The following is a 12,821-nucleotide window of genomic DNA, read 5'->3' on the forward strand; positions in this document are numbered from 1 at the left end:
TGCTACTATAACGATTTAGTATATGGAATGTATTTCAGTTTTTGATATGTTAAAAATAGGAGTTGGCCCTTCAAGTTCTCACACTTTAGGACCATGGCGTGCTGCGGAACAATTTTTAGCAGAATTACGTAGTCAAAATATAATCAATGACGTACATCGCGTAAAAGTCGATTTGTATGGTTCGTTGTCGTTGACAGGAAAAGGGCATGCTACAGATTTAGCAGTCATGTTAGGTTTAAGTGGTGCCGATCCTGAATATGTGCCTATTGACGCAATTGATTCTATTATTGAAGACATTAAAACGAACAACGAATTAGTATTGGACAACGAATTTAAAATTCATTTTAACATAGTTTCTGATATCTTTTTCAATAAGAATTTTTTACCTTTTCATGCTAACGGATTAATCTTTACAGCATTTACAAACGACTCAGAATACAGTTCCACTTTTTATTCAATTGGTGGTGGTTTTGTGGTTAAGGAAGAAGAAGATACGAATGTAAAATCAGAAATAAAATGTGCTTTTCCTTTTCCAGTTGATAAAGGAGCAGAGTTACTAGCTTTTTGTCATTCCGAAAATAAAAAAGTTTCTGAAATCGTTTACGAAAACGAAAAATCAATGCGTTCCGAAGATGTAATTCACACCGAATTAATGCGAATTTGGAACACCATGTTAGAATGTATGTACATTGGCGCACATACTAACGGAATTTTACCAGGCGGATTAAATGTAAAAAGACGTGCTTACGATATGCACACCAATTTAATCGGAATTGCCAATTATAATTCTCCTCAAGAATGGTTGCAATGCATTCGACAAACCGAAGTTAAATTCCGACAAATATTAAAATGGGTGTCTTGTTTTGCCTTGGCTGTTAATGAAGTAAATGCTTCTTTAGGTCGAGTAGTGACAGCACCAACAAACGGAAGTGCTGGTGTTATTCCTGCTGTTTTAATGTATTATTTATGTATTGAAAATCATAAAGCCGGAGAAAAAGAAATCAAACAATTTTTAATGGTCGCTGGAGAAATTGGAAGTATCTTCAAAAAAGGTGCGACTATCTCAGCAGCAATGGGCGGTTGTCAAGCAGAAATTGGTGTGTCATCCGCAATGGCTGCAGCTGCATTATGTGAATTAATGGGCGGAACTCCAGACCAAGTTTTAGTTGCTGCCGAAATCGCAATGGAACATCATTTAGGAATGACCTGTGATCCAATTGGTGGTTTGGTGCAAGTTCCTTGTATTGAACGAAATACAATGGGAGCAATTAAGGCCATAAACGCAGCAGAGTTAGCTTTAGAAACTGATGCGAAAAACACGTTAGTGCCTTTAGATAAAGTCGTTGCTACGATGTGGGAAACTGCAAAAGATATGAATTCAAAATACAAAGAAACTTCCGAAGGCGGCTTGGCTATTGGAGTTGGTTTAGCGGATTGTTAAATCTCAAAATAGGTACACAGATTTTACAGATTTATATAATTTCTAAAATCTGTGTTTACTTAGTCTTCTTCAACTCCATAATTTCTAATTGTAGTTTCTTGATTTCCTTACCTAAATCTTGATTTTCTTCTGTAGATTGATGAATAGTAATAGCAATGTTTTTGATATTATTTCGAACAAAAAATGTGTTAATATTTTGATTAATTTTCGCATCAAATGTTGGTGTAGAAATATCCAATTCAATGGTTTTTAATTCGGAATTAATATCATAATTGATAACATGGTATTTTGCTTCAATTTGATTGTTAATAACATGTTCTACTTTCGATTGAAACATATTTTGAACCGCTAAAACATAAGCAAAATATACTGCTGGAATTAAAGCTAAAATTCCCAAAACAAAAAACCAACCATTTACATGTTTAATATTTTGATCAGAATGACGTTCAAATTTTAAATATTTGGTCATCAATAAAGTTCCAAATCCAATAAATAAGGAATTGATGCTATAGGTATATAATCCGCCTAAAAAATAATCTAAGTTCAACGTTGCTAATCCAAAACCGGCCGTACATAAAGGTGGAATACAAGAAGTTGCAACTGCAACTGCAATAATTACTTGAGTACCACTTTCTCTGGAAATCGCTAACATCGCAGCTAAACCACCAATGAATGCTAGTAATACATCAAAAAACGTAGGTTTAGAAAAACTAATTAATTCTTCTGTTTCTATAGAATACGGATTAATTAAATAATATAAGGTTGAAAAAAACACACTAACTAAAACGATTCGTAAAGCATTTTTTAAACTGGTTTTGAATAAATCAGAATTTGATACACCTAAAGAAAATCCAATTCCAAAAATCGGACCCATAACTGGCGATAAAATCATAGCGCCAATTACAGCACTCTTAGAATTAATATTTAAACCAATACAGGCAATAAAAATAGCAAAAGCTAATAACCATAAGTTTTTACCTTTGAATTCTACACCTTCTTTAATTTCTGAAAAGGTTTGGTTTTCTTCTTCTTGTGTCGATTTTAAATCGAATAACTGACGAATAAATCGTTTAATTATGGCTGTTTTTTGAAGCATTCCTTTTAGTTATGAAATAATAAAATTTCTATTTTTTTCTCCTCGTATCAATAATATGAACAATTTTCCAAACATTATTCTCTAAAAGCAAAGTAAAGGAATTTGTTCCAAAATGACTTAGTTTATCATTTATATAAAATTCGTAAGGTGTCCAAACTTGTGCCATTGAGTTATCAATTTGAATCTTATAGTCTAAAATTCGCTCTTCAATTTTTAGGTTTTTCGGAATGGAAGCAATCGATTTATAAAACTCTTCATTGGTTTCGAAAGATAAATTACCAATCGAATTTTTCTCCATAATCGATTGTAACTTCATTTCTTTATGACAAACTGATTGAATTTTTAAAGTATCTGCCGATTGTAAACCTTCAAAAAAAACGAAAATCGATTGTTTAATTTGCTTTTCTTGTGCAGAAATCGATAAACTAAAACCAAAAAATAGTAAAATAAGTAAATGTCTCATAATTGTAGAATTTAATTATTGGTATTAAATGTAGAAAAATTGTTACAATCCATATCTTTATATTAATTTTGTAGCATTAATTTTCAGAAAAGTAGTTCGGAACAAATATTTCCAACTTCTAACTTCTGACTTCTAACTCAAAAAGAATGTCTGTAGCAAAAAAAGATTATAAAAAAATTACAACGAAGTCGTTAATTGATATGAAAGCCAATGGTGAAAAAATTTCTATGCTAACGGCATACGATTTCACTATGGCGAAAATTGTTGATACAGCAGGTATTGATGTAATTTTAGTTGGAGATTCAGCAAGTAATGTCATGGCTGGTCACGAAACGACTTTACCAATTACATTAGACCAAATGATTTATCACGCAAGTAGTGTGGTTAGAGCAGTTGACAGAGCTTTAGTTGTGGTAGATTTACCTTTTGGAAGTTACCAATCTGATTCTAAAGAAGCGTTACGTTCTTCAATCAGAATTATGAAAGAAAGTGGTGGACATGCCGTAAAATTAGAAGGTGGTAGAGAAATCGAATCTTCTATTAAAAAAATATTAAACGCTGGAATTCCAGTTATGGGGCATTTAGGTTTAACACCACAATCGATATATAAATTCGGAACGTATACGGTAAGAGCTAAGGAAGAAGAAGAAGCGGCTCAATTACTAGAAGATGCCAAAATGTTAGAAGAAATTGGATGTTTTGCTTTAGTTTTAGAGAAAATTCCAGCTAGTTTAGCCCAAAAAGTAGCCGAAAGTATTTCTATTCCAGTAATTGGAATTGGAGCAGGCGGTGGAGTAGACGGTCAAGTTTTAGTTTTACACGATATGATTGGAATGACTCACGAATTCAGTCCAAGATTTTTACGCAGATATATGAATTTATTTGAAGATATGACAAAAGCTATCGGACAATATGCTGCTGACGTGAAATCAAAAGATTTTCCTAATGCCAATGAGCAATATTAATTAGATAACTTAGACTTTTTAGAGTTTTAGAGTTTTAGATTTATTAGAATAAAAAAAACTATAAATATATTTATGCACAAATTTAAAGAATTGGGAATTTAGAAAAAAAGCAGATTGTTTTGTTCTAAAATTTGCAATGAAACAGCATCTTTTCCGCAAGAAGAAAAATTTGGATTAACAAATCAATTAAGACGTGCATCAGTTTCTATTCCGTCAAATATAGCTGAAGGTTCTTCTAGAAGTTCAAACAAAGATTTTGCAAGATTTTTGAAATTGCTATCGGTTCCGCATATGAAGTAGAAACACAATTATTGATTTCTGCTGATTTAGGTTTTTTAAATCAAGAGAAAGTTACAGAATTAACCGAATTGTTAGAAGAAATTATCAAAATGACTTCGAGATTTCGTTCAACATTAAAAATAGAATAATTAAGAATTTTAGAAAATCTAAAAATCTAACTAATCAAACAATCTAATAATCTAAGATGAAAATAGTTTCAGATTCAAAAAATCTTCAAATCCTACATGAAGACAATCATATAATTGTAGTAAACAAGCGAGTTGGAGATATTGTACAAGGCGATAAAACAGGTGATGAGCCTTTATCTGAAATTGTAAAATCATATCTAAAAGTGGCTTACGATAAACCAGGTGAAGTTTTCTTAGGCGTAGTTCATCGTTTAGACCGACCAACAACAGGAATCGTAGTATTTGCAAAAACTTCAAAAGCTTTAACGCGTCTAAATGAGACTTTTAAAAATAGAGAAACTCAGAAGACTTATTGGGCAATCGTAAAAAATGCACCACCAAAAACAGAAGATACTTTAGTTCATTTCTTAAAAAGAAATACGAAAAATAATACTTCAAAAGCGCATTTAAAAGAAGTTCCAGAATCTAAAGAAGCCAAATTATCATATAAAACGATTAAAAAGTTAGATAATTATTATGCTTTAGAAATCGATTTGCATACTGGTCGTCACCATCAAATTAGAGCGCAACTGACAGCTGTTGGTTGTCCAATTAAAGGCGATTTAAAATATGGTTTTGATAGAAGTAATCCAAACGGAGGAATTCATTTACATGCCAGAAAACTAGTTTTAACGCATCCTGTAACTAAAGATCCCTTAGAAATTATTGCGCCAGTTCCAGAAGATGTTTTGTGGAAATTAGTGTAAATTTAGTGATAAAGCCCAACGTCTAAAAGTCTAAAGTGAAAATCTAAAATAAGACTTTAAAAACTTTTTGACATTTGACTTTAGACTTACATATTTTTTGTATTTTTGAAACTTAAAATTTAAAACCATGTCAACAGTAACTTTAGGAGGAAATCCTGTACATACAAACGCTACTTTACCAACAGTTGGTTCAGCAGCTCCACAATTTCAATTAGTAGGAAACGATTTATCAGATGTTTCTTTACAAGACTTTAAAGGACAACGTGTTATCTTAAATATTTTTCCAAGTATTGATACCGCAACTTGTGCTACTTCAGTAAGAACTTTCAATAAAATGGCTAATGAATTAGAAAACACTAAAGTTTTGTGTATTTCAAGAGATTTACCATTCGCGCAAAAACGTTTTTGTGGTTCTGAAGGATTAGAAAATGTAGTAAACTTATCAGATTTCAGAGATGGAAGTTTTGGAGACGATTACGGTTTAACTTTAACAGATTCTGCCTTAAAAGGATTACATGCAAGAGCAATTGTTGTTGTTGATGAAAATGGAGTAGTGTCTCATACAGAATTAGTAAGCGAAATTGCTAATGAACCAAATTACGAAGCGGCTTTAAAAGCACTATAATTTTATGATTCAAGACAAAAGATTTGTTTCTGGAAGAATCAAAAGTGTTGGTTTTGCTGTAAAAGGTGCTTATAAATTGGTTACTTCAGAACATAGCGTAATGGTTCAATTTTCCATTATGATATTAATGATTTTTGCTGGTTTTTATTTCGATATTTCTCGAGAAGAATGGATGTTACAAATTTTAGCATTTGGTTTAGTTTTGGGTATTGAAGGTTTGAACACCGCAGTAGAAAAAATTGCCGATTTTATTCATCCAGAATTTCATAACAGAATAGGTTTTATTAAAGATATTGCTGCTGGTGCTGTTTTGTTTGCCGCTTTTAGTGCAATTGCCGTTGGCGCATTAATTTATGTCCCAAAAATATTCAATTTATAAAATTTAATGGCTAAAAAAGAAGTTTCAAATACATCCGAAAATAAATTAAGTAATTCAATTTTCAAAACATCACGTGGACAAAAATTCATTGTTGGTGTTTTGTTCGTTTTACTTGCTGTAATTTTATTATTGTCCTTTATATCTTATTATATATCAGGAAATAATGATCAAAGTCAAATTACCGAATTGAGCAACAGAAATGTTGTAGTTGAAAATTGGTTGGGTAAAATTGGCGCTTGGCTGTCAGATGCTTTTTTACATAAAGGATTTGGAGTAGCTTCTTTTCTATTTGTAAAAATCTTCTTTTTAATTGGTGCCTATTTAATTGTTGATTTGCCTCTAAAAAAACTTAGAAAATCTACTTTTTGGGATTTATATTTAGTTGTTACTATTTCAATATTATTCGGATTGTTATGGGATTTTATTCCACATTTATCAGGAATTATTGGTTTTGAAATTAACGATTTAATTCAAGATTATTCAGGAAAAATTGGTTCGATATTATTGTTAGTTTTTGCAACAATTGTATTTCTTATTTTTAAAATAAAAGTTTCTCCAGATAAAGTAAAAGATTATTTAGAATCGAAAGCAACTCCTGTTGAACTAAATTCTGAAGTTGAAAGTACAGATGAAGTTGTCGCTCCAATTCTTACAGATATTGATGATGTTAATGAACCTGTAGTTCCAATTTCAACCATAAAAAAACCAGTTATTACAGAAGAAGAAGATGACGAATGGACGAACATGCAAGTGATTAATCGTTCAGAACCGACTTCTACATTTGAAGTTGATAAATCTTCTTTAAAACCAACCATTCAAAATTCATCTGAAATTTATTTAGAATCTCAACCAAAGCCAGTTGTGGAAGAAATTACTCCTAAACAACCAGAGCTTATTCAAACGGAAGATGCTTCTTTCGTAATTGAAAAACCTGAAGAAGAAGATGTTGTAGAGGAAAGTTTAGCTCAAAGATTGGTTGAAGATTTTGGTTTATTTGATCCAACTTTAGAACTTTCGAATTTTAAAATGCCTTCAATTGAATTGTTGAAAGATTATACAGGCGTTGGAATTACTATCAATCAAGCCGAATTAGAAGAAAATAAAAACAAAATTGTAGATACTTTAAAAAACTACAAAATTGAAATCGCACAAATTAAAGCAACTGTTGGTCCTACCGTAACTTTATACGAAATTGTACCAGAAGCCGGAATTAGAATTTCTAAAATTAAAAGTTTAGAAGACGATATTGCGTTGTCATTATCGGCTTTAGGAATTCGTATTATTGCACCAATTCCAGGAAAAGGAACAATTGGTATTGAAGTTCCAAACGCGAATCCGTCAATGGTTTCTATGAAAAGTGCGATTGCTTCGCCAAAATTCCAACAAGCAGAAATGGAATTGCCAATTGCTTTAGGAAAAACTATTTCTAACGAAACGTTGGTTGTCGATTTAGCGAAAATGCCTCACTTATTGATGGCAGGAGCAACGGGACAAGGAAAATCTGTTGGATTAAATGCGGTTTTAACTTCGTTATTATACAAAAAACATCCAGCGGAAGTCAAATTCGTTTTGGTCGATCCGAAAAAAGTAGAGTTAACACTTTTCAATAAAATTGAACGTCATTATTTAGCGAAACTTCCAGATACGGAAGAAGCCATTATTACGGATAATGCGAAAGTAATTAATACCTTAAATTCTTTATGTTTAGAAATGGATAATCGTTATTCTTTATTAAAAGATGCGATGGTTCGTAACATTAAAGAATACAATGATAAATTTAAACAAAGAAAATTAAATCCAGAAAACGGTCACCGCTTTTTACCTTATATTGTATTAGTAGTCGATGAGTTTGCCGATTTAATTATGACAGCAGGAAAAGAAGTGGAAATGCCAATTGCACGTTTAGCTCAACTTGCTCGTGCTATCGGAATTCACTTGATTATTGCTACACAACGTCCGTCTGTAAACGTAATTACAGGTATGATTAAAGCGAATTTCCCAGCGAGAATTGCATTTAGAGTAACATCTAAAATTGATTCAAGAACGATTTTAGATTCTGGTGGTGCCGATCAATTAATTGGTCGTGGAGATTTACTGTTTTCAAACGGTAATGATTTAATTCGTGTTCAGTGTGCTTTTGTAGATACGCCAGAAGTAGAAAGAATTTGTGATTTCATTGGTTCTCAGAAGGCTTATGCGAATGCTTACTTACTTCCAGATTATGTGGGTGAAGAAAGTGGCATAAAACTTGATATGGATATATCTGAAAGAGATTCTTTATTTAGAGATGCAGCAGAAGTTGTGGTTTCAGCACAACAAGGTTCGGCATCTTTAATTCAAAGAAAATTAAAATTAGGATATAATAGAGCAGGAAGAATTATTGATCAGTTAGAAGCTGCTGGAATTGTTGGACCTTTTGAAGGAAGTAAAGCCAGACAAGTACTAATCACAGATTTGAATTCTCTTGAAACATTTTTTAATAACGAAAAATAGATAATTTATTTTATGAAAAATATATTTACAATAACAGCAGTTGCCTTTTTTTTAGTTGCATTTAACACGGTTGAAGTTAACCCGGTTAAAGGAAAAAATGAAGCTAAAAATTTATTAGATAAAGTAGTAGCGAAAGCAAAGTCATACAAAAATATGGATATTGATTTCAAATATGCCATTAATAATGCTAAAGAAAACATCAATCAAGAAAGTAAAGGAACTGTGCTTTTACAGGGAAATAAATACCATTTAAGTTTCATGGGAATTACTAAAATTTTCGATGGTAAAAAAATATATACAATTGTTCCAGAAGATGAAGAAGTGACAATTTCTAATCACGATGAAAGCGATGTAAATGCCATGTCACCAAATAAAATATTTACATTCTTTAAGAAAGGGTTTAAATATTCTATGGATATTAAACAACCAATTGCTGGTAAAACAATACAATACGTAAAACTTACACCATCAAGTGTGGTTGATAAAAGAAAAGAAATCTTAATAGGTATTGATACAAAAACCAATCATATTTACAATTTGATTGAAGTTGGTAAAAACGGAACGAAAACAACTTTAACAGTATCTTCGTTTAAATTTAACCAAGTTTTAGCAAAGAATCAGTTTACCTTTGTGAAAGCAAAATATCCAAATTATTACATCAATAAAGCGGACTAATTTTAAATCAAATTTTAAATAGCAGCATGTTGCTATAAATATAGTATTTAAGATAAATGGAATTGTAAATAATATGCAATTCCATTTATGCTTACTAAAAATAAATTTTTCATAAATGAAAATTATAGATAAATATTTATTAAAATCTTTCCTGATTACATTTACTACGGTATTTGTAATCCTTTTTTTTATATTCGTTTTGCAAAGTATTTGGCTTTTTATAGCCGAATTAGCTGGTAAAGATTTAGATTTTGTTACTATTTTTAAATTTATTTTTTACTATTCACCAATAATGGTTCCGTTGGTTTTACCATTATCAATCTTGTTAGCATCCATTATGACATTCGGTAGTTTTGCAGAAAACTATGAGTTTGCTGCAATGAAATCTGGTGGTATTTCTTTAAGAAGAGCAATGAAATTCCTAATTATTTGTACAGTAGTATTTAGTGCTGTAGCCTTTTTATTTGCCAATAATATCATTCCAGAAGCTCAATATCGATTTGTAAATTTAAGAAAAAACATTCTTCAGACCAAACCAGCAATGGCAATTGGTGAAGGACAATTCAACAAAATTGGACTTACAACAACCATAAAAGTAGATAAAAAATCTGGTGAAAATGGAGAGTTTTTAGAGGGCATTACAATGCATATGAAAAAAGGGGAGTTTGGACCAATCTCAACCGTAATTAAAGCTAAAAATGGCGTTTTAAAAAGTGATGAAACTACCAATTTATTGCAACTGGATTTGTTAGATGGAAATTATTACGAAGACATTCAGTCACAAAAAATGGAAGAACGCGAAAAATTACCATTTGCAAAAAGTAGTTTTAAAAAATATACTATAAATATCGATTTAGCCAAACTTAACGGAACTACTGATGAAGGTGGTGAAATTATAAACGCTTATAATATGTTAAATATGAGCGAGTTGAAATACACGATAGATTCACTTCAATTAAATTATAATAAAGATGTTGTTTCATATAGTGAAAATATTGATAAAACTTCTCAAAGTTTAACAGATGCTTTACAAGTTCCTATGGTAAGTAATTCTGTTACTCAAATAAATGAAAAACCTTCTAACGATTTATTGAAAATTATCCCACAAGAGAAAAAAGCTACAATTTTTGAAGTAGCAAAAAGTAATATTTCAAATACTATTTTTTCACTTGATGGATATACTACAGATTTAGAAATGAAAAAAAATTATATTAACGATTATTGGATTGGTTATTACGATAAAATCTTAGTCGCTTATTCTTGTTTATTGATGTTTTTTATTGGTGCACCTTTAGGAGCCATTATTAGAAAAGGTGGATTAGGTTTACCAATTGTTTTTGCCGTTTTAATTTTTATTGTATTTAACTTCGCTAATACTTTTGGAAAAAAATTAGCAGGTCAAGATGCACTTCATCCTTTTATAGGAGTAGCGGCAGGAGCTTTAATACTAACTCCATTTGCTATTTTATTTACTTACAGAGCTACAAATGATATGGGATTAACAATCGATTTAGATTGGTTAATTAATCCGATAAAAAATATATTTATTAAACTTACAAACAACAAACAACAAAGTTCTAACACACAAAATAATGAGCAATAAAATACAACTTAACACTATTGAAGAAGCAATCGAAGACATTCGTCAAGGCAAAATGATAATTGTAGTGGATGATGAAGACAGAGAAAATGAAGGTGATTTTTTAGCAGCTGCAGATAAAGTAACACCAGAAATGATCAACTTTATGGCAACGCACGGTAAAGGATTAATTTGTGTGCCATTAACAGAATCAAGATGTAAAGAATTAGAATTACACTCCATGGTTACCAATAATACAGATAATATGGAAACTGCTTTTACGGTTTCTGTAGATTTAAAAGGGAATGGCGTAACTACCGGAATTTCTGCTGCCGACAGATCAAAAACTATTGAAGCTTTAGTTGATCCAGAAACGAAACCCTATGAATTAGGTCGTCCTGGACATATTTTTCCTTTAATTGCACGTCAAGGTGGTGTTTTAAGAAGAACAGGGCATACAGAAGCTGCGATTGATTTTGCACGTTTAGCAGGATTCTCTTCTGCTGGTGTAATTTGTGAAATCATGAATGATGATGGAACAATGGCACGTTTACCTGAATTAGTGGATGTGGCTAAGAAATTCGATTTGAAATTAGTTTCAATTGAAGATTTAGTGGCTTACAGAATGCAACACGATAGTTTAATTAAGAAAAAAGAAGATTTCGAGATTAAAACGCGTTTTGGAAACTACAGATTAAGAGCGTATTTACAAGTTACGAATAAACAAGTTCATATTGCCTTAACTAAAGGAAGTTGGAGTACAGGAGAGGAAGTTGTTACGAGAATTAATTCTACTCAAGTTACGAATGACATTTTAGGAAGTTTAACGGATACTTTGCACAAGAAAATGGAAGATATTTTCAAGGAATTTGAATCTCATGATAAGTGTGCTATTTTGTTTATCAATCAAGAATTACAATCAGTAGAGTTATTAGATCGTTTAGCTGAATTAAAAAGAATGCAAGAGTCAGGTGATTTTACGGCACCTAAAATTAAAATAGACACCAAAGATTTTGGTATTGGAGCTCAAATTTTACACGATATTGATATTACTAAAATCAAATTATTAACCAATTCATGGCAAAACAAACGTGTTGGTATGATTGGATATGGCTTAGAAATCACAGAATATTTAAATTATTAAAAAAAAAGTTTTTAAAATAAATATTGACAATCAGATATTTAAAAAAAACTTACAAAAAAAGTGCTGCTTTTGTTTTTTTAATTGAAAAAAGCTTTTATATTTGCACTCGCAATACGGAAGTAGTGCGAGTCATACTGGAGAAATGGCAGAGCGGTCGAATGCGGCAGTCTTGAAAACTGTTGACTGTAACAGGTCCGGGGGTTCGAATCCCTCTTTCTCCGCCAGTTGAAACCGATTCAGAAATGAATCGGTTTTTTTTATGGGTTATATTTTAGATGTGAAAATTTTGTTGGTTGTTTTCTAGCACTTTTTTTGATAGCTTTTTCTTCCTACTATGTATGCTTTATCTACTTAGTTAGTGCGGGCAAGTTAGTGTTCTGCTTTACTTTATGTAACCTATAATTTCTTCTTCTTTTAGACCTAAATATTCGCAAAGTTCTTTAACGGTCACCATTTGGTGTTTTTCTTTTCCAAAATATGCTTTAATGTCGTTAATAATGTTTCGTGCTTGTCTTTCGCTTTTACCTGTAATAAACATCACGTCGGTTGTGTTGATGCAGATTCTCTTCATTTGTATGGCTTAAAATTACAACTGTTACTACTTTGTTTGGTTTTGTAACTTCGTTTCGTATCAATTTGGTTTTCGTTTTATTCTTACTATGAACTTTACTAAAGTACGCTTTTTTTTGTTTGATATTAAGTGCCAATTCGGAAATTTTAAACCTTTTCGTTTGCAATCGGAAGTATTGGTTTTACTGGGTTTTATAGGCTGCTATCTTTGTGTATG

Annotated in this window: 12 protein-coding genes, 1 tRNA gene and 1 pseudogene; 11 read left to right on the forward strand and 3 right to left on the reverse strand. The window is 31.2% G+C overall.

Translation table 11 applies throughout. The features are described 5' to 3' along the window. Positions 1-22: 22 nt before the first annotated feature. The gene (locus G6N05_RS02665) at positions 23-1,441 is read left to right on the forward strand and encodes an L-serine ammonia-lyase (RefSeq protein ID WP_166125014.1); all 1,419 of its coding nucleotides are present in this window, start codon (positions 23-25) and stop codon (positions 1,439-1,441) included. A gap of 55 nt (positions 1,442-1,496) precedes the next feature. Here the strand turns inward: G6N05_RS02665 and G6N05_RS02670 are convergent, their stop codons facing one another. After that, positions 1,497-2,537, reverse strand: a complete 1,041-nt coding sequence (locus G6N05_RS02670; protein ID WP_166125015.1) for a DUF389 domain-containing protein — start codon at positions 2,535-2,537, stop codon at positions 1,497-1,499. A 28-nt stretch (positions 2,538-2,565) separates the two neighbouring features. Further along, complete coding sequence (locus G6N05_RS02675) at positions 2,566-3,000, reverse strand: nuclear transport factor 2 family protein (protein ID WP_166125016.1); 435 nt, start codon at positions 2,998-3,000, stop codon at positions 2,566-2,568. Between the two features lie 146 nt (positions 3,001-3,146). Between G6N05_RS02675 and panB the strand changes: the two genes are divergently transcribed. From panB to G6N05_RS02725, 10 genes and pseudogenes are all read left to right on the forward strand, one after another. Next, complete coding sequence (gene panB / locus G6N05_RS02680; RefSeq protein ID WP_166125017.1) at positions 3,147-3,965, forward strand: 3-methyl-2-oxobutanoate hydroxymethyltransferase; 819 nt, start codon at positions 3,147-3,149, stop codon at positions 3,963-3,965. Positions 3,966-4,079: 114 nt separating this feature from the next. Further along, positions 4,080-4,393, forward strand: a pseudogene (locus tag G6N05_RS15795) (four helix bundle protein). Between the two features lie 56 nt (positions 4,394-4,449). Next, the gene (locus G6N05_RS02690) at positions 4,450-5,139 is read left to right on the forward strand and encodes an RluA family pseudouridine synthase (RefSeq protein WP_166125018.1); all 690 of its coding nucleotides are present in this window, start codon (positions 4,450-4,452) and stop codon (positions 5,137-5,139) included. A 127-nt stretch (positions 5,140-5,266) separates the two neighbouring features. Further along, positions 5,267-5,764, forward strand: a complete 498-nt coding sequence (gene tpx, locus G6N05_RS02695; RefSeq protein ID WP_166125019.1) for a thiol peroxidase — start codon at positions 5,267-5,269, stop codon at positions 5,762-5,764. Between the two features lie 4 nt (positions 5,765-5,768). Next, positions 5,769-6,143, forward strand: a complete 375-nt coding sequence (locus tag G6N05_RS02700; RefSeq protein WP_166125020.1) for a diacylglycerol kinase family protein — start codon at positions 5,769-5,771, stop codon at positions 6,141-6,143. A 6-nt stretch (positions 6,144-6,149) separates the two neighbouring features. Then, the gene (locus G6N05_RS02705) at positions 6,150-8,636 is read left to right on the forward strand and encodes a DNA translocase FtsK (RefSeq protein ID WP_166125021.1); all 2,487 of its coding nucleotides are present in this window, start codon (positions 6,150-6,152) and stop codon (positions 8,634-8,636) included. Between the two features lie 12 nt (positions 8,637-8,648). Next, a complete protein-coding gene (locus G6N05_RS02710) occupies positions 8,649-9,311 on the forward strand; it encodes a LolA family protein (protein ID WP_166125022.1) in 663 nt (220 codons plus the stop codon). Between the two features lie 115 nt (positions 9,312-9,426). Further along, entirely contained in the window at positions 9,427-10,914 is a 1,488-nt protein-coding gene (locus G6N05_RS02715) for an LptF/LptG family permease (protein WP_166125023.1), read from the forward strand. Further along, on the forward strand, positions 10,904-12,034 hold the full coding sequence (gene ribB / locus G6N05_RS02720; protein WP_187002993.1) for a 3,4-dihydroxy-2-butanone-4-phosphate synthase: 1,131 nt from the start codon (positions 10,904-10,906) through the stop codon (positions 12,032-12,034). Before G6N05_RS02715 ends, ribB begins: the two co-directional genes overlap by 11 nt. A 136-nt stretch (positions 12,035-12,170) precedes the next feature. Further along, positions 12,171-12,258: transfer RNA gene (locus tag G6N05_RS02725), tRNA-Ser, on the forward strand. Positions 12,259-12,416: 158 nt separating this feature from the next. Here the strand turns inward: G6N05_RS02725 and G6N05_RS02730 are convergent. Further along, positions 12,417-12,605, reverse strand: a complete 189-nt coding sequence (locus G6N05_RS02730; RefSeq protein ID WP_166125024.1) for a hypothetical protein — start codon at positions 12,603-12,605, stop codon at positions 12,417-12,419. Positions 12,606-12,821: the final 216 nt, after the last annotated feature.

This window comes from Flavobacterium bernardetii, assembly GCF_011305415.1.
GTDB classification, from domain to species: domain Bacteria; phylum Bacteroidota; class Bacteroidia; order Flavobacteriales; family Flavobacteriaceae; genus Flavobacterium; species Flavobacterium bernardetii.